General features: G+C 65.5%; 20 protein-coding genes. 12 read left to right on the top strand and 8 right to left on the bottom strand.

Annotated elements, in window-relative coordinates:
* The first annotated feature begins 828 nt into the window (after positions 1-828).
* Positions 829-1,206, top strand: a complete 378-nt coding sequence (locus RBH26_RS08105) for a helix-turn-helix domain-containing protein (protein ID WP_306757689.1) — start codon at positions 829-831, stop codon at positions 1,204-1,206.
* Positions 1,203-1,499 (top strand): hypothetical protein, encoded by a 297-nt coding sequence (locus RBH26_RS08100; protein WP_306757688.1) that lies wholly within the window; start codon positions 1,203-1,205, stop codon positions 1,497-1,499. Before RBH26_RS08105 ends, RBH26_RS08100 begins: the two co-directional genes overlap by 4 nt.
* Before the next feature lie 279 nt (positions 1,500-1,778).
* Here RBH26_RS08100 and lpdA read toward each other — a convergent pair whose 3' ends face one another.
* The 5 genes from lpdA to lipA form a co-directional block, all read right to left on the bottom strand.
* On the bottom strand, positions 1,779-3,260 hold the full coding sequence (gene lpdA / locus RBH26_RS08095; protein ID WP_306757687.1) for a dihydrolipoyl dehydrogenase: 1,482 nt from the start codon (positions 3,258-3,260) through the stop codon (positions 1,779-1,781).
* Positions 3,261-3,367: 107 nt separating this feature from the next.
* Positions 3,368-4,972 (bottom strand): dihydrolipoamide acetyltransferase family protein, encoded by a 1,605-nt coding sequence (locus RBH26_RS08090; protein ID WP_306757686.1) that lies wholly within the window; start codon positions 4,970-4,972, stop codon positions 3,368-3,370.
* Positions 4,973-5,102: 130 nt separating this feature from the next.
* Positions 5,103-6,119, bottom strand: coding sequence for an alpha-ketoacid dehydrogenase subunit beta (locus RBH26_RS08085; RefSeq protein ID WP_306757685.1), 1,017 nt, complete (start codon positions 6,117-6,119; stop codon positions 5,103-5,105).
* Positions 6,120-6,123: 4 nt separating this feature from the next.
* Positions 6,124-7,251 carry a pyruvate dehydrogenase (acetyl-transferring) E1 component subunit alpha gene (pdhA, locus tag RBH26_RS08080; RefSeq protein WP_306757684.1) on the bottom strand — a complete coding sequence of 376 codons (1,128 nt, stop codon included), beginning with the start codon at positions 7,249-7,251 and terminating at the stop codon, positions 6,124-6,126.
* A gap of 294 nt (positions 7,252-7,545) precedes the next feature.
* Positions 7,546-8,511, bottom strand: coding sequence for a lipoyl synthase (gene lipA, locus RBH26_RS08075; protein ID WP_306757683.1), 966 nt, complete (start codon positions 8,509-8,511; stop codon positions 7,546-7,548).
* Between the two features lie 186 nt (positions 8,512-8,697).
* On the opposite strand from lipA, the gene RBH26_RS08070 reads away from it, so the two are divergent.
* The 3 genes from RBH26_RS08070 to RBH26_RS08060 all read left to right on the top strand — a co-directional run bounded on the left by RBH26_RS08070 (position 8,698) and on the right by RBH26_RS08060 (position 12,459).
* On the top strand, positions 8,698-9,213 hold the full coding sequence (locus RBH26_RS08070; RefSeq protein ID WP_306757682.1) for a PH domain-containing protein: 516 nt from the start codon (positions 8,698-8,700) through the stop codon (positions 9,211-9,213).
* A 175-nt stretch (positions 9,214-9,388) separates the two neighbouring features.
* Positions 9,389-9,991, top strand: a complete 603-nt coding sequence (locus RBH26_RS08065) for a hypothetical protein (RefSeq protein WP_306757681.1) — start codon at positions 9,389-9,391, stop codon at positions 9,989-9,991.
* Between the two features lie 53 nt (positions 9,992-10,044).
* Positions 10,045-12,459: a DEAD/DEAH box helicase gene (locus RBH26_RS08060; RefSeq protein ID WP_306757680.1), complete on the top strand. Its 2,415-nt coding sequence runs from the start codon at positions 10,045-10,047 to the stop codon at positions 12,457-12,459.
* A gap of 223 nt (positions 12,460-12,682) precedes the next feature.
* Here the strand turns inward: RBH26_RS08060 and RBH26_RS08055 are convergent, their stop codons facing one another.
* The gene (locus RBH26_RS08055; RefSeq protein WP_306757697.1) at positions 12,683-13,333 is read right to left on the bottom strand and encodes an HAD family phosphatase; all 651 of its coding nucleotides are present in this window, start codon (positions 13,331-13,333) and stop codon (positions 12,683-12,685) included.
* Positions 13,334-13,657: 324 nt separating this feature from the next.
* Positions 13,658-14,251, bottom strand: coding sequence for a DJ-1/PfpI family protein (locus tag RBH26_RS08050; RefSeq protein WP_306757679.1), 594 nt, complete (start codon positions 14,249-14,251; stop codon positions 13,658-13,660).
* 293 nt (positions 14,252-14,544) lie between these two features.
* Between RBH26_RS08050 and RBH26_RS08045 the strand changes: the two genes are divergently transcribed.
* From RBH26_RS08045 to RBH26_RS08030, 4 genes are all read left to right on the top strand, one after another.
* Positions 14,545-15,093, top strand: coding sequence for a TlpA family protein disulfide reductase (locus tag RBH26_RS08045; protein WP_306757678.1), 549 nt, complete (start codon positions 14,545-14,547; stop codon positions 15,091-15,093).
* A gap of 38 nt (positions 15,094-15,131) precedes the next feature.
* Entirely contained in the window at positions 15,132-15,908 is a 777-nt protein-coding gene (locus tag RBH26_RS08040; protein WP_306757677.1) for a DUF91 domain-containing protein, read from the top strand.
* A gap of 71 nt (positions 15,909-15,979) precedes the next feature.
* Complete coding sequence (gene endA / locus RBH26_RS08035) at positions 15,980-17,035, top strand: tRNA-intron lyase (RefSeq protein WP_306757676.1); 1,056 nt, start codon at positions 15,980-15,982, stop codon at positions 17,033-17,035.
* A gap of 58 nt (positions 17,036-17,093) precedes the next feature.
* Entirely contained in the window at positions 17,094-18,254 is a 1,161-nt protein-coding gene (locus RBH26_RS08030; protein WP_306757696.1) for a tubulin/FtsZ family protein, read from the top strand.
* Between the two features lie 81 nt (positions 18,255-18,335).
* Here RBH26_RS08030 and RBH26_RS08025 read toward each other — a convergent pair whose 3' ends face one another.
* Positions 18,336-19,943, bottom strand: a complete 1,608-nt coding sequence (locus RBH26_RS08025; RefSeq protein ID WP_306757675.1) for a PQQ-binding-like beta-propeller repeat protein — start codon at positions 19,941-19,943, stop codon at positions 18,336-18,338.
* A 169-nt stretch (positions 19,944-20,112) separates the two neighbouring features.
* On the opposite strand from RBH26_RS08025, the gene RBH26_RS08020 reads away from it, so the two are divergent.
* The 3 genes from RBH26_RS08020 (at position 20,113) to RBH26_RS08010 (ending at position 23,517) form a co-directional block, all read left to right on the top strand.
* Complete coding sequence (locus tag RBH26_RS08020; protein WP_306757674.1) at positions 20,113-21,747, top strand: tryptophan--tRNA ligase; 1,635 nt, start codon at positions 20,113-20,115, stop codon at positions 21,745-21,747.
* A 118-nt stretch (positions 21,748-21,865) separates the two neighbouring features.
* Positions 21,866-23,374 carry a hypothetical protein gene (locus tag RBH26_RS08015; protein ID WP_306757673.1) on the top strand — a complete coding sequence of 503 codons (1,509 nt, stop codon included), beginning with the start codon at positions 21,866-21,868 and terminating at the stop codon, positions 23,372-23,374.
* Positions 23,371-23,517 (top strand): hypothetical protein, encoded by a 147-nt coding sequence (locus RBH26_RS08010; RefSeq protein WP_306757672.1) that lies wholly within the window; start codon positions 23,371-23,373, stop codon positions 23,515-23,517. Before RBH26_RS08015 ends, RBH26_RS08010 begins: the two co-directional genes overlap by 4 nt.
* Positions 23,518-23,533 lie beyond the last annotated feature (16 nt).

Here is a 23,533-nt window from a genome sequence, read left to right as displayed (position 1 = left end):
TCCGACGGGTACTTAACCCCTTCGGAACTCGAGTGATCCGAGATGACGGAACGAGTTGAACGTCCCGTCGATCACATCTTCTTTGCAATCCATCCGAGGCCCCGTACACATATAAGGCCGTCGGATCGTAACGGCGCCGGAAACCACATCCGGCGAGGCAGTTACGAACAAATCCGAACGGCCAGCCACATATAAGGGCATCGGCTCACCGCAACTAGAGACGGTGAGCGCGGACAAACCGCGACGATGCCCGTATATGCAGACGATCGGAGCAGTCCGATCGGAAGTACGGGGTGGATGAGTGCCTGCCTCCGTGCCGGGACACGGCCGGAGGGGACGTGGCGGCCTGCGCCACGTCGTTCGCATTAGTATCGAAGTGGGGGTGAACATATAAGGACGTCGGATCAATCCCTCCTCGTAACCCGATACCAGTGGACAGTTTTCTCCCATCTGTCGGTAGGAGAACAGGGATAAATCTATCGTCGAAGCAGCTGTTGACATGCGACCGGGAGCGTGATATCGTTGTCCGACAATACAAACGGTCCTGAGCGGCCAACTGATCGAGACGAGTTCCTGGACAGAATATCACGCGGGCGGAGGTCGGCCAGTCATCCCGTCCTCGCAGACGCGGTCGGACCGAATGAGACCCGCGTGGGTCGTACTCGAGTGCGCACGCGCAAGAAAGCTTCGTGTGGGCGCGTTCCACCACGATCGTTCTACGACCTGTCGCGTTCGGACCGAACAGATTCGGTTCTGCGACTGTCAGCGGGCGGATCCCAGCCTACGCATCGATGCCGATAAACCACGTGCGTCGTAACGACTATACGAATGGTCCGGGACCCGATCGCTTCGGAGTCGTCGCCGTCAGCAGAGGAGATTTGCTCTGCGCTCGATGACCCCGACTGCCGAGAGATTATCCGGAATCTCGAGGAACCCATGACGGCCTCTGAGCTGACAAAAGAGTGTGAAATCCCGCAATCGACGTTGTATCGGAAACTGGAACTGTTGACTGATTCGACGTTGCTCGAGGAGTCGACCGAGATTCGACAGGACGGGCACCATGCGAGCAAGTACGCCGTCGCATTCGACGAGATTACGCTCACGTTAGACGAGGATCGGACATTGGCAGTCCAGATCGAACGGCCAGCCCGGACGGCAGACGAACGGCTCGCGGAACTGTGGTCAGAGGTGCGAAAGGAGACATGAGCCCCCATCATACCGGTACGATCGAAATCGCACTCGCGCTCGCGGTCGTGAAAACGCTCGTTCTCGTCGTTGGGGGAGTGATCACGTACTTCGCGTTCAAGGCCTACCGACGGACGCGACAGCGTGCACTCGGGCTGCTCGCGCTCGGATTCGGACTCGTGACGCTCGGACTGTTTCTCGCAGGGTTGCTCTACGAGTTGCTCGGTGTGAGGTTGGCGACCGGGGTCTTGCTCGAGAGTCTACTCGTGCTAGCCGGCTTTCTCGTGATCGCGTATTCGCTGTACGTTCAGTAATACTGTCCGATCAAAGTCAGTAGCCGTCCGATCCGTCGGGCGGTTCGTCGCCGGACGACGGTCGGTCGCGTGTGATCGGCCCATGAGTCGTGTTGTCCGACAGTATAACCAACGGGGTCCCAATCACGAATCAGTCTCGCTCGCCTCGAGTCATCGAACGAAAGTCGTGGCGCTCAGCGTTTTCCCTTCCGATATCCTCATACGGTCTCCTGTCGTCAATTACCGCCGATCGCCGACCCCGTCCTGGCGATCGGCGGGAGATCGGTACAGCAGTCCGTATCAGCGGTTGAGCGTGTGGATCGCGTGTCCGAGAGCGTTCTCGGCGGCTTCCATAACCGATTCGGAGAGCGTCGGGTGGGCGTGGACCGTCGACGCGACGTCTTCGATCGTCGCGCCCAGTTCGATCGCGAGGCCGAGTTCGGCGATCAGTTCCGAGGCCTCGGGGGCAACGATACTGGCGCCGAGAACGTAGCCATCGTCGGCCTCGGCGACGATCTTGACGAAGCCGTCAGACTCGTCCATCGTCAGCGCGCGACCACTGGCCCGCAGTGGGAATTCGCCGACGACGGTGTCGAAGCCGGCCTCCTCGGCCTCAGTCTCGCTCATTCCGACGGTCGCGATTTCGGGGTCGGTGAAGACGACAGCAGGCATCGCCTGGTAGTCGATCGCCGCGGGCTCGCCGGCGATTACCTCGGCGGCGACCTGTCCCTCGGCGCTGGCCTTGTGGGCGAGCATGGGTTCGCCGGCGACGTCACCGACGGCGAAGATGTGTTCGACGTTCGTGCGCGCACGCGAATCGGTTCCGATGAATCCCGCCTCGTCGGTCTCGACGCCAGCCGCCTCGAGGTCGAGCGTCTCCGAGACGGGTTCGCGGCCGACGGCAACGAGGACCTTCTCGGCGTCGAGTTCGAGAGAGTCACCCGCTTCGCTGGCACCAGCATCGCTTGCTGTTGTACCGCCATCGGCCGCAGCTTCGTCTGCCGGATCGGCGACGACCGTGACCCCCCCGTCGTCGCGTTCGTCCCACTCGGCAGCCGTGTAGCCGAACTCGAACTCGATCCCGAGATCGTTCGCGCGCTGTTTGACCGGACGTTTGAGGTCGTCGTCGTACCCCGGGAGAATCGAGTCGAGCATCTCGAGGACGGTGACGTCGGTGCCCAGCTTGGCGAAGACGCTTGCCAACTCCATCCCGATGTAGCCGGCGCCGACGACGACCAGCGAGTCGGGGACCGACTCGAGAGACAGCGCCTGTTTCGAGTCCAACACCGGTTCGTCGTCGAAATCGAACCCGGGGATCTCGATCGGACGCGAGCCAGTCGCGACGATGGCGTGTTCGAACTCGAGTGTCTCCGAGCCCTGGCCTTCGCCGCCGTGAGCGATGCGGGCGGTGTTCTCGTCGACGAACGTGGCCGTCCCTTCGAGTAAGTTCACCTGATTCGCTTTGCAGAGTTTCTCGACGCCGCTCGTGAGTTGGTCGACGACGCCGTCCTTCCAGTCGACCATCCCCGAGAGGTCGATCGCGGGATCGGCGTGGATCCCCATCGCTTCGGCGTGGCGGGCCTCGTGAGCGACGTTCGTCGCGGTGATCAGCGCCTTCGAGGGGATACAGCCGTAGTTCAGGCAAGTGCCGCCGTAAGCGTCTCGCTCAACGAGCGTAACGTCCAGATCGAGTTGTCCAGCGCGGATCGCGGCCACGTAGCCTCCGGGCCCGGCGCCGATAATCAGCACGTCCGTACCAGTGGTGACATCTCCAACGACCATGGGGCTACCTTCGACGGCGGAGACAGTCTATCTGGCGGTCGACGACATCTCGGCGTTTTCCGGACGACCCGCGAACCGGGGTTTGGTTGTGTGATCGCCAGGCCGTCTCACTCGAGTAAGAGGAGGTGGGGATTCTCGAGGTACTCGATGACGGTGTTGGTAAACGCCGCGCCGACCGCGCCGTCGATCAGTCGGTGATCGAACGACGCCGACAGCGTCATCACGGATCGGGGTTCGATCGACTCCGATCCGTCGTCGTCGGTCACGACACGCGGTTTGCGCTTTATCTCGCCGATCGCGAGGATGCCCGCCTCGGGGTAGTTGATGATCGGCGTGGCGTACTCGCCGCCGATGCCGCCGATGTTGGTGATCGTAAACGTCGACCCCTGCAGTTCGTCTGGACCGATCGAGCGTTCACGGGCCTTCTGGACGAGTTCGTTCATCTCCGAGGCCAACTGGAGTAGGCCCTTCTCGTCGGCGTTCTCGAGGACCGGAACCATCAAGCCGGCGTCGGTCGCGGTGGCGACCCCGATGTTGTAGTAGTCTCGGTAGACGATCTCCTCGTTGTCCTCGTCGATGACCGCGTTCATTTCGGGGTGTTCTTTCAGCCCCGCGATCACGGCCTTCATGATGAAAGGCATGTAGGTCAGCCGGATCCCCCGCTCCTCGGCGCGCGGTTTGAGGTCCTCACGGGCCTCGACGAGGGCGGTGACGTCGGCTTCGTCGTGGTGGGTGACGTGGGGCGCGGTGTACTTCGACTCGACCATCGCCTCGGCGATCCGCTGGCGGACGCCGGTAAAGGGTTCGCGGCGCTCCCGTTCTCCGGGGGCGAACTCGGCGTCTTCCGTTCCGACCGGTTCGCCGGCTGCGACCGCTTCTCGATCGGCTTCTTGGGCGTGCTTCTGTGCCTGTGCGTACTCCCGAACCGCTTCGGGGGTGACGAACGCCTCGCCATCCCGCATCTCGTCGGTCGGGACGGCATCGATATCGACGCCTTCCTCCTGTGCGAGGCGACGGGTCGCGGGCGCGGCCAGCGTCCGATCACGGTCTGCGGACGCTACCTGGGATGGCGTGGCACTAGTGGCCTGTCGCTGACTCGACGGAGTGGGTCCGGCCTCCGTGGCGCCGGCATCGGCCTCGGTCTCGGTTTCGACCTCCTGTGCCTGTGCTCCCGTGCCACCAGTGGCGCCGCTACCACCGTCGATGGCGGCCCGTACGTCTGCCGCGGTGATCCGTCCACCGGGACCGCTGCCGCGGAGACTCGAGAGGTCGAGCCCTTCCTCACGGGCACGTTCCCGAACGCGTGGCGGTACGAAGAGGCGGTCTTGGGGCGCAGCGGGTTCCTCGGTGTCGCCGCCGGTTGCACCGGGGCTGCCGGCAGCGTCGCTGTCTCCGGGTTCGGTCACCGCTTCCGCAGGCGGATCGACGCCCGCGGGCTCACTCGCCCGTTCTTGTTCCTCGTCGGTCGTCGGCTCGCCCGCCACGTCGAACGTAACGAACACCGCACCGACTGGAATCACGTCCCCTTCCTCGTAGTGCAGTTCCCGGACCGTGCCGTCGACCGGTGCCGGAACCTCGACGAGGGCCTTGTCGGTCTCGACTTCTGCGACGGGCTGGTCTTCGGTAACGGTATCGCCCTCCTCGACCAGCCACGAGACCAGTTCCCCCTCGGCGACCCCTTCGCCGACGTCGGGGAGTTCGAACTCGCGCATACGTCGCCTTCACTGTGGGCTCACATATCGTTTTGGCCGATATCGGCCTCGAGACGACCACCGCAGATGCGACGGCGACGAGGCAGGCATGCAAAATATCGACGGGGACGATCGATCACGGTGGTCCGTCTCAGAACTCGGCGGCTTCCCGAATGCCGTCTTCGATCCGTTCGGGCTCCGGCAGATAGTAGTCCTCGAGCGCGTACAGCGGGAACGGCGTATCGAATCCCGTGATGCGCGTGATCGGTGCTTCCTGATACAGCAGTGACTCTTCCTGAAGCGTCGCGACGATCTCTGCACCGAGTCCGCCCGTCTTGGGGGCCTCGTGGACGACCGCAGCGCGGCCCGTCTTCTCGAAGGACTCGACGATGGTCTCCTCGTCTAACGGCGACAGCGTCCGTAGATCGACCACCTCGACGTCGATCCCCTCCTCGGCGAGGTTGTCGGCGGCCTCGACGGTCGGCCGAGTCATTGCACCCCACGTGTAGACGGAGATGTCTTCGCCGTGCCGGCGGACGGCCGCCTCGCCGAGTGGGACCTCGTAAGAGTCGACCGGGACGTCCTCGCGGAACGCACGGTAGATGAGTTTCGGCTCGAGAAAGAGCACTGGGTCCGGATCACGGATCGCGCTGGTGAGCAACCCCTTCGTGTCGTAGGGCGTCGACGGGATGACGACCTTGAGTCCGGGCTGGTGGACGAACATCGCCTCCGAGGACTCGGAGTGGTGTTCGGGTGCTCGGATGCCGCCGCCGTAGGGGGCGCGGACGACCAACGGACACGTGAATCGGCCGCGCGAGCGCGTCCGCAAGCGCGCGGCGTGGGAGACGATCTGGTCGAACGCGGGGTAGATGAACCCGAGGAACTGGATCTCGGGGACGGGACGCAGCCCGTAGGCAGCCATCCCGATCGCCGTGCCGACGATCCCCGACTCGGCGAGCGGAGTGTCGATCACGCGGTTCTCGCCGAACTCGTCGTATAGTCCTTCAGTAGCGCGAAAGACGCCGCCGTTTTCTCCGACGTCCTCGCCCATGACGATGACGTCCTCGTCGCGTTGCATCTCCGTGTACAGCCCGTCTCGAACCGCCTGTACGAGAGTGAGACTTTCCGTCTCCGCCGATTCGGACTGAGTTCCTGTCTCTGCTGCCATCGTATCACTCCAGGAGTGCGTCGTCGCCGTGTCGTTCGCGAACCGATTCGAAGTACTCGAGTTGACGCTGCAGGCGCCGGGGCATTCCCTCGTAGACGTGTGCGAAGATTTCCTCGGGCTCGGGTCGTTCGACCGACTCCGCGCTGTCGATCGCATCGGCGACCGCCTCGTGGATCCGCTCTTCGATCGCGTCGACGCGTTCGTCGTCGAGGATCCCCTGGTTTCGCAGGTAGGTCTCGAGGCGAGGGATCGGGTCCTTCTGTTTCCAGCGTTCGACCTCTTCCTCGTCGCGGTAGACCGAGGGGTCGTCGGCCGTGGTGTGGGCACCGAATCGGTACTGGACGGCCTCGATCATCGTCGGCCGCGTCGCCCGCCCGGGGCCGTCGTCCTCGACGGCGTCGGGATTTTTGGCTTTCTCGATGGCCTCGCTGGTGACCTTGTAGACGGCAAGCGGGTCCATCCCGTCGACCTGGACGCCCTCGAACCCGTAGGCCTCGGCTTTCTGGGCCAGCGTTGCGCTTGCAGTCTGGCGCTCTCGGGGTACCGAGATGGCCCACTGGTTGTTGTTACAGAAGAAGACGTTCGGCGTATCGAAGACGCCCGCGAAGTTCAGCCCTTCGTGGAAGTCGCCCTCGGAGGTCGCGCCGTCGCCGAAGTAACACATGAAGGCGTTCTCTTCGCCCTGTAACTTCGACGCCCACGCTGCGCCGGTCGCGTGGGGGATCTGGGTCGCGATGGGCACTGCGACCGAGAACATGTTGACGTCCTCGGGGATGTAGTTGCCCTGCTCGTGGCCCATCCAGTACAGAAGCGTTCGCTCTAAGCTCATCCCGCGAACGAGGCCAACGCCGTGTTCGCGGTAACTGGGGAAGACCCAGTCCTCGTCGGCCAGTGCGTGAGCGCTGCCAATCTGGGACCCCTCCTGGCCCGACAACGGCGGGTACGTTCCCATTCGTCCCTGGCGCTGGAGGCTCACCGCCCGCTCGTCGAAGTGTCGAACCAGCCGCATCTGCTCGTACATCTCGACGAGTTCGTCCTCGTTCAGGTCGGGCACCTCCGCGCCGTCGACCACCCGGCCGGCCTCGTCCAAGACCTGTACTCGTTCCCGGGGGCTTCGCTGTATCGTACTCACGGGTAGACCCACCTGTACATATCCGGACAAACTATCGCTCAAGGTAAAGGAGTTTCCCAAAATAGTTTACTATTCATGAGATTCTCGCCACTGACAGGGGGCGAGAGTGAACAGCGCTGTACGATTCCGTCCGCCGATGACTGGATTCTCGTGACGCCGTTTCCTCCTCGAGCCGCGCGCGCATCGTTCACACATACTCCGGGATCGGGTGGGAGTGTTATCCGATCCCTCGTCCCAATTTCCCGGCACAGCCCTGACTCGGCTGGAGTGTGGCAGGGCTGGTGACGGTCCGTATTAAGACTCGGGTCGTGTCGCCGGCTCCGAGCGGCGAGCGTCCGCTCGAGCGGCCTCGACGCTTTTCCCCTCCCGCAACACGGCGTCGACGAACAGTTCGCCTGCCTTGTACGACGAGCGCACCATCGGTCCGCTGGCACAGTAGAGAAAGCCGAGTTCCTCCTCGGCGACCCGGCGCCAGGTCTCGTACTTGTCGGGATGGTCGTAGCGACGGACCTCGAGGTGGTTCCGTGAGGGTTGGAGGTACTGTCCGAGCGTGACGATGTCGACGCCGCGTTCGCGGCAGTCGGCGAGTGTCTGGTAGACTTCGTGGTCGTACTCGCCGTGGCCGAGCATGATCGAGGTCTTGGTGTAGATGTCGGACTCGCGATCGACCTGCTCTAACACCGACAGCGACTGTTCGTACCCCGCGCGTCGGTCCCGGACGGGAAACTGCAGCCGTTCGACGGTCTCGACGTTGTGTGCGATGACGTCCGGATCGGCGTCGATGATCTTTCGGACGAGCCGTTCTTCGCCCTGGAAATCGGGGATGAGAACCTCGACGAGGATTCCCGGATGGCGCGCTTTGATCTCACGGATCGTCTCCGCGAAGTGACCCGCGCCCTGGTCGGACAGATCGTCGCGATCGACGCTCGTCAGGACGACGTAGTCCAGCCCGATTTCGGCGACCGCCTCGGCGACGTTTTCGGGTTCGTCGGGATCGAGCGGCTCCATCCCGCCGGTCTCGACGTCACAGAAGTTACAGGCTCGAGAGCAGCGATCACCCATCAACATGAACGTCGCCGTCCCACCGTCACCTGAGCCGGTGCCAGCCCCACCCGACCAGCACTCGCCGAGATTGGGGCAGTTGGCCTCCTCGCAGACGGTGTGGAGATCCCGTTCGCGAAGCGTCTCCCGGATACCCGCAAACTCCCGGCCCGACGGTGGCCGCATCTTCAGCCACTCGGGCTTGCGAGTCGTGCTCATACATTGGTTCTAGGGGCCGACCGTGAAAAACCGTGCTCATCGAGCAGCCCTCCTGTCGATCGCCGTCGGGCCTGACTCCGCTGGACGAGCGTTCGAGCGGCCATGGTTCTGCGAGACACGATAGAGGCGGGTAATCGGCTCCTACCGCCCATAGATTTACGGGATCGAACGGAATACCGTCTGTCGATGGCGTTCAGCACGACTCCCGACTGGTTTCACATCAGCGACGACGACGACATCGTCTGGGAGAGTCGCCCCCATCCCATCTCGATGGGGGCAGGGGTACCGGTCGGGATCGGCCTCGTTCTCCTCGGATTCGTACTGGCCGGCTGGACCGCGACCGACGGCGTCAACCTTCTGACGATCTTCGGTGTCTTGCTCGCGATAGCGGGAGGCGTGTTAGCCGGCGTCCGCTATCTCTTCTGGACGAACACCCGGTACGTGATCACCACCTCGGAGCTGTACAAGAAATACGGCGTCGTCTCCCGGGACGTCACGCAGTTTCGTCTCGAGCGAGTCCAGAACACGAGTCTCAGCCAGGGCGTTCTCGGCCGTGCACTCGGTTACGGCGATCTGACGGTCTACACCGCCGGCTCTGGAGAGCCCGAACTCACCTTCGAACGCGTCCCAAACCCCGAGCGCGCGTCACAACACGTAAGCGACCAGCTCGAGGAGTCCTCGACCGAAGAATCCGCCGTCTGATACGGACTGCTGTACCGATCGCCGACCTGTGTGGCGATCGGCGGAACGTGACGACAGGAGCCCGTATGGTCGAACTGCGTTGCCGTTATACGACGCTTCGACGTATCTCTCGAGTGATATCTACGGGATCGAACCACAAGACCCATGCAATCGACTCGTCTCCGGAGTCGGTACGATGACCGGACAGCCGACGAGTTCCGACGGGACCGTATCGCGTGGCTCGAACTCGAGTGTCGCGGCAAGTGCTGGGCTCGGCGTGCTCGCCGCCGTGCTCGGCTATCTCGTGACGTATCTGTTGATCGTCGACGAGGTTCGCGAGGCCTTTGGCGACGGCGTCGCCGAGTGGAAAGGCGTCGCCTGGTACTTCTACAACGCCCACCTGGTCGATATCGAGGCCTCGGGTGCGATCGGTGGGATCGGTGGCTCGAGCACCGTCGACTTCATCGCCGAATCCGGCGCGACGAGTGCCGACCTGTTGTATCTGATCCCGCCGATCGTGTTGCTCGGAATGGGTGCACTGCTGGCCGTGCAGTTGAACGCCGACGACCTCGGTGAGGCCGTCGTCGTCGGCGCGCCGGTGACGATCGGCTACGCCGTCGTCATGGGTCTGGGCGCGCTCGTCGCCGAGTCGAGCGCGGAAGGGGCGTTCTTCGGTATCGAGGCGAGCGGCTCGATGGCACCGGAACTGCTCCCCGCGATCGTCCTCGGTGGCGTGCTCTACCCGCTCGCTTTCGCCACTGGCGGCGCGATTCTCGCAGTCGTGTTCGCCAGCCGGTAGGATCGACGACGCGAAGGAAACGCCTTTGACTCGCCGCTTCCCGTTTCAGGGTGATGGAGGTCGCCGAGGTTCTCCCCGAATTCGCCGACGCATTCGCCTTCGAGGAGTTCAACCGGATGCAACGTGAGGCGCTGCCAGCACTGCTCGAGTCGGAGGAAAACGTCGTCGCGAGTGCGCCGACGGCCTCGGGCAAGACCGCGCTGGCGGAGCTGGCTATCTGCAAGACGCTTTCCGAGGGCGGCACGGCGCTGTTTATCGCGCCGCTGCGGGCGCTAACCAACGAGAAGGAAGACGACTGGGATCGCTTCGAGGACCTCGGTTACTCGGTGTACGTCGTCACAGGTGAGCGGGATCTCAATCCCCGTCGCGCGCGCCGTGCCGATATCCTCGTGATGACCCCCGAGAAACTCGACTCGGCGACCCGAAAACACGATTCACGACGGTACGACTTCGTCACCGAGATCGACGTCTGTGTCATCGACGAGGTGCACCTGCTCGACGCGGACCGTCGCGGCTCCGTCCTGGAGGTCACCATTTCGCGGCTCCGACGGCTCTGTAACCCCCGCGTGGTCGCGCTGTCGGCGACGATGCCAAACGTCGACGACGTGGCCGCGTGGCTCGACGCGCCCGCGGAGACGACCTTCGAGTTCGGCGAGGAGTACCGCCCCGTCGACTTACACGCGGGCGTCAAGACCTACACGCACGGCGAGAACTCGTTTGCGGACAAGTATCGACGCCTCTACCGGGCCCTCGACATCGCGGAACCCCACCTCCGGGAGGACGGCCAGGCACTCGTGTTCGTCTCCTCCCGACAGGACACCGTCCGCGCGGCCGAGAAGGCCAGAGACGAGATCGCCGAACGTGACATCGAGATGGGTGTTCGAGGCGACTACGACTTCCACACCGAGTTGAAAGAGACCCTCGAGAACGACACGCTCCGCAAGTCGGTCCTCGATGGCGTCGCCTTCCACCACGCGGGACTCTCGAAGGACGAACGCGACCTCGTCGAGGAGTGGTTCAAAGAGGGTCGCATCGAACTCCTCTTTTCGACCTCGACGCTCGCGTGGGGCGTCAACCTGCCCGCCCGCTGTGTCGTGATTCGGGACACGAAACTCCACGACCCACTCGAGGGCGAAGTCGACATGAGCCCGCTCGACGTCCTCCAGATGCTCGGCCGTGCTGGTCGGCCCGGCTACGACGACGTCGGCTACGGCTGGGTCGTCTGTGACCGCTCGGAGGCCGACAAGTATCGGCGGCTGCTCGACGACGGCAAGGAGATCGAGTCCCGGCTGGCCGAGAGCCTCGAGACACATCTCAACGCCGAGATCGCGATGGGGACGATCGCCGACGTAGAGGAGGTGATGGCCTGGCTCGAGACGACGTTCTACTACGAGCGCGGCCAGTCCAAACCCGAGGAGTACGGCTTTCCCGACCTCCGGCGCCGCGTCAGGGACTGTCTCGAGGACCTGGTCGATCGGGGCTTCGTCGAGATGGACGGGGACGATCTCTCGATCGAGGCGACGCCGCGTGGCCGCCTCGCCTCGAAGTACTACCTGCGACTCGAGACGGCTGCGACGTTTGCTGACCTCTGTGATCGTGTCGCCGAGGGAACGGTCGATCTCGGGATCGACGAGATCTTCGAGGCGGTCGCGACCGCTGACGAGTTCGACTCGGTGTCGGCCCGCCAGTCCGAACAAGACGCGATCGACACCGTTCTTGCCGATCGTGAGACGAGCGACCTCGAGGCTGGCCAGCGGAAGGTGCTCGCGGTCCTCGAAAGTTCGACCGGGAGCACGCCGACCGAACTAACCGACGACGCGTGGGTGATCCGACGCAACGCGACGCGACTCGTCTCGGCGCTCGGCGCGTTTCTCGATCGGCTCGTCGGCCCCCACGCGGCCAATCTCGCCCGTCGAGCCGAGGCCCAACTCGAGCACGGCGTCTCCGAGACCGCCGTCGGGCTGACGGCCATCGACGACGTCGCGTCGGGTCGGGCGAGCAAGCTCTCCAAGGAGGGACTGACGACGCCAGGTGACGTCCTCGAGGCCGGTATCGTGGGACTCGTCGACGCCGGCCTCTCGGAAGGCGTCGCCGAGCGCGTCTACGAGGGCGCCCAGTCGCTGCCTGCCGTCGAGATCGACTGGGGGCCCTTCCCCGAGACGATCGCGACCGGTGAGAACGAGGTCTGTGAGGTGACGATCCGCAACGTCGGCGAGCCCGCGCGAGCCGGGATCCGGGTGACGGTCACCGGCCGAGGGGGCGACGCGTCCTCGAGCCACTCGGGATCGTCCGTTCCCGACGACGGTGTCGAGATGACCAGCACGAGCAGTTACCTCCGCGATACGGAGACGGTCCCAGTCGGCGTCTTCGGCGCCGACGCCGACGAACTCGAGTTCACCGTCAGTGTCGCCTTCCCCGAGGAGCCGCTGGTACCAATCCAGGAACGGCGACTGGTCGACGTCGTCTGATCGCTCGAGCGAGCGGCTCACGGAAGCCGGAATTCGCGGGTCACGGTACTTTCCGTCGAGCGATCGGACGGCTCTACAACGCGTATCGTCATACTGTCGGATAGCACTATTCGTCGTCGGTCGCACGACTTCGGCCGTTCCCGGGAGTAACGGCCGCGAATTCGCGACCGACGGCTCACTGACTGCTGTCCGACAGTATCAGTGACTCGGCGCTTGCGGCCGGCTATGTCGCGCGCTCGAGGACCGTCCCCCGCAACTCGGCGGGCGAGTCGACGACCACGTCGGCCGGCGAGCGGTCGATGTCACCGTGAGCATCGATGCGATAGGCGACGACGGTCGCGCCGGCGCGGTCGGCCGCCTCGATTCCGTTCGCGGAGTCCTCGACGACGACGCAATCGGCCGGGGGAACACTCATTTCGTCGGCGGCGTACTCGAAGACGTCCGGCGCCGGTTTGCTCGAGGCGTCGATGTCATCGGCGCTGATCACGTGCTCGAACGCGCCCTCGAGGTCGAATCGCTCGAGCACCCAGCCGATCCACTCGTGGGGCGAGGAGGAGACGACGGCAGTGGAGACGCCCGCGGCCTCGAGTTCTGCGAGCAAGTCGTAGAGACCGTCTAAGAGATCGACGCGCTCGGTGTAGAGCTCCTCGGCGGCCGCAGTGAAGCGATCGATGTACTCCTCGCGGGAGACCGCGGTTTCGTACTCGGAGTCGAGGTAGTCGTAGATCTCGCGGTAGTTCATGCCGCTGACCTCCGCGACGTCGACGTCTGCGTCGGGGACGACCCAGGGAAGGATCGTCTCCTCCTGAAACTCGACCCAGTAGTCCTCGCTGTTGACGAGGACACCGTCCATGTCGAACAACACTGCGCTCATGTGGGCGCAGTACCGGCCCGTCACGGATAGCCGTTTGGCAAGGGGAAACCGCTCGAGCGGGCGTCCGATCATCCACCGATCACCTGCCACTCTCACTCTCGCTCTCATTCTCCAGCGGTGGCGCGCGCCGAGCCGCAGTGAGCGGTGAGCGAGCGGCGGCTCGAAAACCGCGCGAGGGATGAGCGAACGACTGGAAGGAGTGAGCGAATCGGCTGGGGAGGAAGTGGGTCCGCATCGTTGCCACGATAGCAGTGGATGCCACACAGCGTCTCTAGCCGGTTTTCCCTCGTAGCGCTGTATGGGGTGTTTCGGAGACCGAGCCGACTAACCGAACACCTCTCCCCGCTCGTAGGCCATCTTCGCGCTCACCTCGCTCGCGACGTCTTCGCCGAACTCCCGTTCGACGAGCCACAACGCGAGGTCGATCCCCGCGGTAACGCCGCCCGCGGTCAGTACGTCGCCGTCGTCGACGACCCGCTCGTCGACCACGTTCGCCGCGTGGGCCTCGAGATCGTCGACGGCGACCGGGTGAGTTGCGGCGGGACGTCCCTCGAGCAGGGCTGCTTCGGCGAGGATCATCGCGCCGGTACAGACCGAGGCGACCGTCGCGCCCGCCGCGTACCGTTCGTCGACCGCGTCGGGCAACACACCGTCCTCGACGATCGCGCGAACGCCCTCGTTGGCGGTCGTCCAGCCGCCGCCGGGGACGACCAGGAGATCGGGATCGCCGAGCGTGCCCTGTGGTTCGACCCGCAGGTCGTGGCTCGCGGTCACGATGTCGGTCTCCTCGAGCGTTACCAGCGAGGTCTCGAGGTCGGCACCGGCCTGGGCGGCGTTCTCGAAGACCTCGTAGGGACCGATCGCGTCGAGTTCGTCGACGCCATCGAACAACACGATTTCGACGGTCGTGTCCGTCATGGTCCAACGGACGGCGCCGGCGGAAAAACGCGTTGTGCCGGAATATACTGCCAACTCGAGCCAGGTGGGAGCCACCGACTCGAGTCCCGTGGCGACGCATGGGTTCGAAGACGGGACCGGGACGGCGAAGACGGGACCGGGACGGACGGGACGAACCGGCCGGCGAATCCACTCCGAGAAACAGGGGAAAGACCTTCCTGGCGTCGCGTCGTCACGTGACGTCCCGAACGACCGCGACACACGAGCGCCGTTCGGTATCGACCGACATGAGACGACGATCGCTCATTGCAGGTGTGACAGCGGTGACGGCGCTGAGTGGCTGCCTCGACGGTCTCGGCTCGAGCGACGAGGACGAGCAACGAGGGACGGGAGACGAGGACGCCCCACCGTTCGAGGTGCAGACCGTCGACGCACCCGGCAGCGACGCCGGGACGGTCGCGGTTCCGACAGACGGCCAGGTCCAACTGATCAACCACATCCGCCTCGAGTGTCCGACCAGCCGCGCCATGCTCTCCCGCGTCGACGAGGCCGTCGAGCGACTCGAGGACGACTATACGGTCGGTCCCGACGGCGACGTACTCGCGCTGTCGGTCATCGACGCCACCATCGACTCGGATCCAACGCCGTCGGAGCTCGCCGACTGGTGGGCCGAGCACGGCGGCGACTGGACGATCGGGATCGACGAGGTCGGGTCGCTGTTCGACCACCACGACGTCACCGGGACGCCGACGACGGTCGCAGTCGACGGCGACGGCGAGATCCACTGGCGCGATGAGGGCGGCACGACGGCGCGTAACCTCGTCAGTGGGGTCGAGAGCGCACTCGAGGCCGAACGGACGTAGTCCTCGAGTTTAAGTACGATTCCGCGGCCAGACCGGCTATGATCGACGACGCGATTCGCGTGCTCGCGGGCGACTGCACCGTCATCGCTGAGACGGGCGACCGCGAGGAGTACCGGGGTCGAGTGACGACGATCGTCAAACCCGACAACACCGTGTTGGTCCACGACAGCGACGGCTACCAGCCCGTCGCGTGGCTGACCCGCGCCGACAGCGTCTCGAGCGACCGCGCGGACGGTTTCACGCTCGTCGCGAAGAAAGACACCCAGACACTGCGGATCGCTGCCCACGATCGGGACGGGTTCGCCACCTATCCGGTCTCTGCGGCAGGGACGCCCGTCGGTACGTGTCCCGACTGTGGCGGGACGCTCGTCCGGTCTGGCGACGTCCACTGCGTCGACTGTGACACTCGCTATGGGATTCCGGCCGACGCGACGGTTCGAGACGACAAGTGTGACTGTGACTGTGGGCTCCCGCGGATGCGCGTCGAGCGTGGGCTCGCCTTCGACGTCTGTATCGATCGGAGCTGTGAGTCCTTAGACGACGCCGTTCGCGAAGCGTTCGACCGCGAGTGGGACTGTCCGGAGCCGGGCTGTGACGGCGACCTGCGGATTCTCCGACGCGGCGGACTCATCGCCGGCTGTGAACACTACCCTGACTGCGATACCGGCTTCGCGATCCCCGCCGGCATCGTCGCCGGCGAGTGTGGCTGTGGCCTCCCCACCTTCGAAACCCGGAGCGGAACACGATGTCTCGACGCGACCTGTGATCGCGGACTGGCGCGGCCGCTCGAGGCCGATTCCGCGGCCGACGACTGATACGGATCCCTGTACGATTTCCCGGAGCCTCGATCCGCAGCCACTTAGGCCCGCCCGTTCAACGGTCGGCTATGGGACTCGAGGGGAGATTCGACGAGGACGCGGGCGTCGTTCGCGTGGGCAACGACGCACGCCAGCGCTATCACGACTCGCGGGGCTATGGCTATCCGCTTTCGGGCAACGAGATCGCACTCGCACCGGTCGAGGCCGCCCACCTGCTCTATCGGGGCGACCTCGAGGCGATCGTCGACGAATCGGGCGAGCGGCTGGACTTCCGGGCGTTCGTGGCCCGCGAACCGGGCGAGAAGTTCGGCGTCCGGTTTCTGGTCTACGCCGACCTGCGCTCGCGGGGGTTTTACCTCTCACCGGCGGCGGAGCCGTGGGTCGCCGACCCACCCACGGGGAAGGCGGACTTCGCCGTCTTCCCACGCGGGAAGGGCCCCGGCGACGGCGAGATCGAGTACCGACTGCGGGTGATCGGCGAACGAACCGACGTGTCGGCCGCCGACCTCGAGGCGGGCGTCCTCGCGGTGGTCGACGAGGAAAGTGAGATCACCTACTTCGAGGTCGACCGGCGCGATCCGACGGGGACCTCGAGGGCCCCGCTTCCCGATGGCTGTGACGCCGACCTGCTGGCCGACCGCGTCGTCGTCTGGGATCCGCCGATAACGCTCTACGAGGAAGCGTTCTACGGCCAACCACTCGAGGGTCGGGAGTACGACCGGCCCACGTTACAGTGTTCCTTGCTCGAGGCAGCCTACCTCGCCGAACGCGGCGCGATCGATCTGGAGCCGGCGACTGTCCGCAAGCGAGGCCGGGAGGTCGAGGGCGAGCGGTTCGACCGCCGACTGGCGGTCTATACGGCGCTGCGCGAGCGCGACGTCGTGCCCAAGACGGGATACAAGTTCGGCGCGGACTTCCGGACCTACGCCGATGTCGAGTCGGTCGACGACCTGGGTCACTCCGAGCTGCTGGTTCGGGTCCACCCCGACGACCACGTCTTCGAGCCGCGGGACCTGGCACTCGACGTTCGGCTAGCCCACGGTGTCCGCAAGACGATGGTGTTCGCACTGGTCGGTCCGGACGGCGGCGTCGACTGGTGGTCACTCGAGCGGCTGACGCCCTGATACGGACTGCTTCTCCGCGAGCACAACGATGAAAGGCCCGACGCTCGAGGGTGCCATCATGCAACTCGAGGTGATCGGCGTCGGCGGCGCGGGCTGTCGGCTCGCCGATGCGATTCGGGCCGTCGAACCGACCGAGCACGCGTTTTGTACCGACGTCTTCGCGTTCGATACCGAGGCGTCTACGCTCCGCAGTACAGTCCTTCCGGAGTCACATCGCCACCGCTACGCGGACGGGACTGCACTCGGAGCACCGGACGGACTCGAGGGAGCCATCGAAACGGGCTTCGAGATCGGTCGGGAACACGCCGACGAGCTCCTCGAGGTCGTCGCGCGCGGGTCGCCGACCGACGCCGACGCGTTTCTCGTGGCCGTCGGCCTCGGTGGCACGACCGGCAGCGCGACGGCGCCCGGACTCGTCGCCGCGCTTCAGCGACAGTACGACGTTCCGGTGTACGTCCTCGCGACGTTGCCGGCCGACCGCGAGTTCGATCCCGAGGCCGACGACGGCACCGGGACGGGACCGCACTCGAGGTCCGTGCGAGCCGACAGCGAGGCACCACCGCGGCCGAACGCGGCAACGAACGCCGTCGCCACGCTCGAGCGACTCGACGGGCTCGCCAGCGCGATCGTGGTGTTCGACAACGAGGCGTGGCTCCGACCCGGCGAGAGCCTCGCCGACGCACGGGATCGATGTAACCGGGAGCTGGCCACGCGCGTCGCGGCCAGTTTCGCCAGCGGCGGAACCGACGGTGCCGTCGCCCAGAACGTGATCGACGCAAGCGACCGCGAGCGGATCCTGGGCAACGAGTCGGGGATCGTCACGCTCGGCTACGGCGATCAGACTGTCGAGACGACGGAATCGCGGTTCGGGCTCGGTCTCCTCTCGACGAAACGGGACGTCGAGACCAGTGAGGCCGTCAGCGCCGTCGAAACCGTCGTCCAGAAGGGGATCCGCGGGAAGCTTACACTCGAGTGTGAGCCCGAAACGGCCGATCGTGGCCTGTTGATCGTCGGCGGGCCGCCGAACTGGCTCGATCGGCACGCGATCGCAGAGGGCCGACGCACGCTCCAGTCGACCGTCGGCGAGGGCATCCTCGGTGGCGACGCGCCTCGACCCGACGGAGAGACGGTCTTCGCTGCTGTCGTGTTGGCAGGCGTCCGATCGACGCGACTCGAGGAGTTGCAAGCGGCGGCCGCTCAGGCGAAGACGGCAGACTGAACGGCACTGCTCGAACGAGACCGCCCAGGCGTCCGGACACCACTATTCCGCCGGCCTCGAGACGATGGCGAGTCGCCCGTCTCACTCCGCCGATTCGTCCGTGGTCGCTCGGCGGCGGAGCCACTCGAGCGAGAGTCCACCGCCGACGAGTCCGGCGCCGGTGGTGAAACCGGGAGCCTCGTCGGCGCTACCGTCCGACTCGCTCTCGTTTTCGGTGTCCGTTTGAGAATCGTTTTCGGGGGTGTCAGTCTCGAGACCCGTATCCGGTTCGTCGTCGCTGTCACGGTCGGCTTCGCTGTCGGTATCGTCCGTCGTCGTGTCGCCGTCAGTCGCTTCGTCGTCTCCTGACTCGTCGTCGGCATCGCCGTCGTCAGTCGGGATGTCTTCGGACGACCGGACGGCGACGAGCGTGTCGGCGCTGACGTAGAGCGTATCGTCGCTGACGGCGTAGGGAAGCTCACCGTCGGAGAGGGGATCGTCGACGTCACCGACGGCTTCGTGAGGGAGCACCCACTTCGGGGACCCGTCCTCTAGATCGAGCCCGAGAATCGCCGATTCGGCGCCGAACGTCCGAGCTTCCTCGTTGTTCTGCTCGTCCTCGGCCATCGAGGGCGGATGATAGGAGACGATAGCCGTGTCACCGGCGATGACCGGCGCCCGAAAGAGGTCCTGCTCTCCGAGATCGTCGTACGTCCACCGGAACGCCTCGCGTTCGACGTCCCACGCCTCGAGGCGTCTTCCCTCCGCTGCGGTGATGAGCCGCACCTCGCCCGACGCCGCGAAGGCCTCACTCGAGGTCTCGAAACGCGATGCATGCTCTTGGAGCCTCGTCGGACCGATCGGCTCCGGTTCACCGTCGTACTCTGCCAGGTGGCTCTCGCTTTGCCTGTGGCCACCTTCGAAACCACTCACGTAGACGCCGTCTTCGGTCGGAATGACGAGATCACCGCCGCGTATCAGGTCAGCCGTCCACAGCGTGTCACCCGTGGCAGCGTCGAGGGCGACGAACCCCGACGGTGAGACGGGAGCGTAGACCGTGTCGTCGTCGACGGTGACGGGCTGCGTCGCGAACGGCCGCTCTGTCGTTTCACCCTCACCAGTCTCCTCGTCGTAGACCTCGAGTTCGATTCGGTCGTGGTTCCAGGTGACCGATCCGTCCTCGGCGTCGACCGCGTAAAGCGAGCCGCCGGCGGCGACGTAGACCGTCCCGTCCGCGACCGTCGGACTCGCGCCGTCGTCCTCGTCGAACGCCATCTCCCACAGCACGTCACCGGTACCGCCGTCGATAGCAGTCAGTCGCCCCCCGGAGACGTAGACCGTCTCGCCTTCGACCGCGGGCGTTCCGACCGCGTCGAGGTCCTCCAGTTTCCACTCGAGGTCGCCGGTTTCCGCGTTGAGGGCGTGGACGTCTCCATCGTCGGTCCGGAGAAAGACACCGCCGTCGACGGCGGCAACCGAACCGGTTTCCTCGTACTCCCAGGCGACGCCATCGAGCTCCGGGAACGCGTCCGTCTCGACGAAGGCCGTGTTCGACGTGTTCCCCCGATACGACGACCAGCCGTCCGATCCCGCCGCTACCGACCGACAACAGCCGTCGTCGGCACCGGTCGTCCCGACAGAGGCGAGCACCCCACCAGTTACCGCTGCGGTCCCGATCGCCAGTATCGACCGTCTGCTACGTTCGACCATACGCCTCCTGTCGCCGACCGGCTCGTCATTATACGCTCCTTATCTTCGTTTCGCTCGTGTGGATAGTTAGCCCATCTGAGACGACGACTGTGAGCGATCACGTCCGCCGAATCGAACCACCGCGGCGAAGCCGAAGGCTTTTGCGCGCTGGCGCGCCAAAACGCACCTAATGACCGGAGACGACCCACTCGAGGAGCCCGAGTCAGGGGAACCGACGACCGGGGTACCGGTGATGGATGGCGATGAGCGATCCACGCCGGAACTCCGATCCGACGGCGGAGCTGCAGGCGCTGATGATGTCGCACTCGACCCCTGGGGGTCCTCGAGCGTCTCCGACTACCGCAAGCTCTTCGAGGAGTTCGGTATCGAGGAGTTCGACGAGGTACTCGAGGAAGTGCCCGAGCCCCACTACCTGATGCGCCGGGGCGTCATCTTCGGCCACCGGGAGTATCGCCCCGTCGCCGAGGCGATGCGCGAAGACGAGCCGTTCGCCGCGCTATCGGGGTTCATGCCGACCGGCGACCCTCACATCGGGCACAAGCTCGTCTTCGACGAGATCATCTGGCACCAACAGCAGGGTGGAGACGCCTACGCCCTGATCGCCGACCTCGAGGCAAACGCCGCCCGCGGGATGAGCTGGGAGGAGATCGACGAACACGCCCGGGACTATCTCCTCTCCTTGCTCGCACTCGGCTTCGACCCCGAGGAAGGGACCCTCTACCGACAGTCCGGGAACCGCAAGCTCCAGGACCTGGCGTTCGAACTCGGCGCCGACGCCAACTTCTCGGAGTTCCAGGCGATCTACGGCTTCGACGGCGAGACCGACGTCTCACACATGCAGTCGGTCGTCACCCAGATGGCCGACATCCTCTACCCGCAACTCGAGGAGCCCAAACCGACCGTGATCCCGGTCGGGCCGGACCAGGATCCCCACGTCCGGCTGGCTCGGGATCTCGCCGAACGGATGCGGTTTTTCAAGGTCAGCGAAGCGTACGCCAGCTTCGAACTCGAGGGCGAAGAGCGCGCCCTCGTCGCCGACTGCTACGACCGGCTCGATCCCGCAGCGTTCGACGACGACACGCTGCGCTGTGTCCACGTCGCCGAGGCGCTCGAGGAGACGCCACTGGCCGACCTCGAGGTCGGCGCCGACGTCCTCGATTCAGTGCTGACGAAGCTTCGTGAAGCGGGCATGGAGCCGATCCGACCCCGGACGCGCTTTTTCGACCGGCGGGCGACCGAGGACGCCTTCGACGCGCTGATCGAGGCGATCGACGGCGAGAAGCGCGTCTACGAGAGCCACGTCGACGCATTCGACGTAGACCGCGGCGAGGCCGAGGAACTCGCCCGCGAGATCGAGGTCGACCACGGCGGCTACGGCTTCCAGCCGCCGTCGTCGATCTACCACCGCTTTATGACCGGGCTGACCGGCGGGAAGATGTCCTCCTCGATCCCCGCGTCCCACATCTCGCTGTTGGACGATCCGGAGACGGGCTACGACAAGGTCAAGGCCGCCTCGACCGGCGGCCGCGAGACCGCAGAAGAACACCGCGAGAAAGGCGGCAAGGCCGACGAGTGTCCCGTCTACGAGCTGTACGCCTACCTGCTGGCCGGCGACGACGACGAGTTCGCCAAACGTGTCTACGACGAGTGTACGGGCGGCGAGCGCCTCTGTGGGGACTGCAAGGAGCAGGCCGCCCAGCTGATGCGTGAGTTCCTCGAGGAACACCAGGAGAAACGCGAGGAGGTCGAGGAACTGCTTGCGGACGCCGACATCGAACTCGAGTCGCCGCGGCGACGGGAGTAACGCGGGGACACCGCGAGAGCGACCGGCGGCTCACTGACTGCTGTCCGACAGTATCTGTCTATTTTTTGTCCAGTTTTCAGGGGAACGCATATCTGGCTTCGTGATGTAGACCGCGTCGATGGAGATCGGCTACTCCAGCGGGCCCGATCGCGACGTCGTCGTCGCCGCCGACGTCCTCGGCTCGTTCGGCGTCACGCCCGCGGACGTCCGCGCCCAGCGCCGGGAGTACCGAACCGCGATCCCGCCCGGCCAGGAGGAACGCTCGCTCGAGTCGGTCCTCGAGGACGTCCTCGCCGACGCGCGCGATCGGACCGCGACGGTCCGCCGGCTGATCTGCCGGAGCGATCGCGGCCTCACCTGTTCGGCACGCTACGCCCAGCGGGCGTTGGGACGGGAACTCGAGGCTGTCTTCGAGGGGATCGGCTGGTCGCTGGAGTGGACGCGAACGGGGCCGGCCGCGAACGGCCGCGATCGGCTGGAGCTGACCGCGACGGATCCGAAGGGCCGACGCCGGGAGGCGACGATCACCTATCCGGAGACGCCACTGGCCGACGACAACCTGCCCGCGGTTCTCCGTGCAGTCGACGAACGGCTGCTCGCGGGCACCGATGCGACCGTCGTCCTCCTGTCGGGCGGCGTCGACCGCTGGCGGGCCGCACTCGTCGAAACGTCGGAACTCGAGGCGCTTCGCGACCGATACGGGCCGAGGGTGTCGGCGTTCGACCGACCGTTGCTTCCCGAACACGGCCTCGAGGTGTACGTCCCCGACGAGGCCGACGAAGCGGTCAGCGGCGGTTCGTCGTGGACGGGGACGGAAACGTCCGACGCCGATACCGAGCCCTGGCCCGAGTGGGCGCTCGAGCGCGCGCGACGCCGTTCGAATCGACTCGGCGACGACGGCGATGAAGCGGCCGCGGAAACGGCCAGGGAACAGGCCTCGATCGCGTCGTTTATCGACGAGGCCGAACCGGACCGCACGACAGACGGGACGAGCGCGAACGCGTCGGGGACCGAATCGGCGTCGGCGGATTCGACGGTCGAGACGACGACTTCGACTGAGACGACGGACACGACGGCATCGCCATCGACGGCAACCGGCGGGTTCGAGATCCGTGGCGGGGCTCCGTCCGTCTCGCGGGTGAGCGACGACGGGTCGAGTACGGACGCGTCGCCACAGGACGTCGCCGATGCAATCCTCGAGACCCAACGCGAGCGAACGGCGACACGGGACGACCGAGCCACCACCACCGAGAGAACCGAGCGTGAACACGAGCGCGAAACGACGGACGCGTCCGAGGACGGGTTCGGGGAGCTCTCCGGCTCGACGACGACGACCCGCGTGACCAACGACTCCTTCGGCACGGACGAGGCCTTCGAGACGGACGATGACCGCTACCGTGCGCTCGGAGCTGCCCTCGGTGCCGGCGGCGCCGTCTCCGTCGACGGGCTGCTCGAGGACGACGAGTTCCTGCCGGAGCTGCCGGCGGCCGAACCCGAGGAGACCCGCATCGAGTTCGAGGAGACGTTCGATCCCGACGCAACGACGGCCACGGCAAGCGCCGAGCAGGACGGCTTCGAGTGGGTCGATTCGGGCTCGCTCGAGACGACGCGGCTCTCGAATCGATGAGCGAAAGACCGTGGGAGGAACCCACAAGATTTTTGCACCGATCCCGACTCGTCTCCCGTATGGCACTCGAATCCCACGCGGACGGCGTCGCCAGCCAGCCACAGCGTTTCCAGTCGGGATTCGACTTCTTCTTCGCCCGGTGATCCCGGGCCGGTGGAT

This window comes from Natronolimnohabitans sp. A-GB9 (genome assembly GCF_030848565.1).
In the GTDB taxonomy this organism is placed as follows: Archaea; Halobacteriota; Halobacteria; order Halobacteriales; family Natrialbaceae; genus Natronolimnohabitans.
Note: the sequence above shows the minus strand (reverse complement) of the source record. Positions and strands in the feature narration are given on the sequence as shown.

Excerpts from the sequence above, each read along its gene's own strand:
- RBH26_RS08060 (WP_306757680.1), top strand. The coding sequence starts at position 10,045 with ATGGAGGTCGCCGAGGTTCTCCCCGAATTCGCCGACGCATTCGCCTTC.
- RBH26_RS08050 (WP_306757679.1), bottom strand. The coding sequence starts at position 14,251 with ATGACGGACACGACCGTCGAAATCGTGTTGTTCGATGGCGTCGACGAA.
- RBH26_RS08030 (WP_306757696.1), top strand. The coding sequence starts at position 17,094 with ATGCAACTCGAGGTGATCGGCGTCGGCGGCGCGGGCTGTCGGCTCGCC.
- RBH26_RS08085 (WP_306757685.1), bottom strand. The coding sequence starts at position 6,119 with ATGGCAGCAGAGACAGGAACTCAGTCCGAATCGGCGGAGACGGAAAGT.
- RBH26_RS08015 (WP_306757673.1), top strand. The coding sequence starts at position 21,866 with ATGGAGATCGGCTACTCCAGCGGGCCCGATCGCGACGTCGTCGTCGCC.
- RBH26_RS08090 (WP_306757686.1), bottom strand. The coding sequence starts at position 4,972 with ATGCGCGAGTTCGAACTCCCCGACGTCGGCGAAGGGGTCGCCGAGGGG.
- RBH26_RS08025 (WP_306757675.1), bottom strand. The coding sequence starts at position 19,943 with ATGGTCGAACGTAGCAGACGGTCGATACTGGCGATCGGGACCGCAGCG.
- RBH26_RS08055 (WP_306757697.1), bottom strand. The coding sequence starts at position 13,333 with ATGAGCGCAGTGTTGTTCGACATGGACGGTGTCCTCGTCAACAGCGAG.
- lipA (WP_306757683.1), bottom strand. The coding sequence starts at position 8,511 with ATGAGCACGACTCGCAAGCCCGAGTGGCTGAAGATGCGGCCACCGTCG.
- endA (WP_306757676.1), top strand. The coding sequence starts at position 15,980 with ATGGGACTCGAGGGGAGATTCGACGAGGACGCGGGCGTCGTTCGCGTG.
- RBH26_RS08105 (WP_306757689.1), top strand. The coding sequence starts at position 829 with ATGGTCCGGGACCCGATCGCTTCGGAGTCGTCGCCGTCAGCAGAGGAG.
- RBH26_RS08010 (WP_306757672.1), top strand. The coding sequence starts at position 23,371 with ATGAGCGAAAGACCGTGGGAGGAACCCACAAGATTTTTGCACCGATCC.
- RBH26_RS08100 (WP_306757688.1), top strand. The coding sequence starts at position 1,203 with ATGAGCCCCCATCATACCGGTACGATCGAAATCGCACTCGCGCTCGCG.
- lpdA (WP_306757687.1), bottom strand. The coding sequence starts at position 3,260 with ATGGTCGTTGGAGATGTCACCACTGGTACGGACGTGCTGATTATCGGC.
- RBH26_RS08040 (WP_306757677.1), top strand. The coding sequence starts at position 15,132 with ATGATCGACGACGCGATTCGCGTGCTCGCGGGCGACTGCACCGTCATC.
- RBH26_RS08020 (WP_306757674.1), top strand. The coding sequence starts at position 20,113 with ATGACCGGAGACGACCCACTCGAGGAGCCCGAGTCAGGGGAACCGACG.
- RBH26_RS08070 (WP_306757682.1), top strand. The coding sequence starts at position 8,698 with ATGGCGTTCAGCACGACTCCCGACTGGTTTCACATCAGCGACGACGAC.
- RBH26_RS08065 (WP_306757681.1), top strand. The coding sequence starts at position 9,389 with ATGACCGGACAGCCGACGAGTTCCGACGGGACCGTATCGCGTGGCTCG.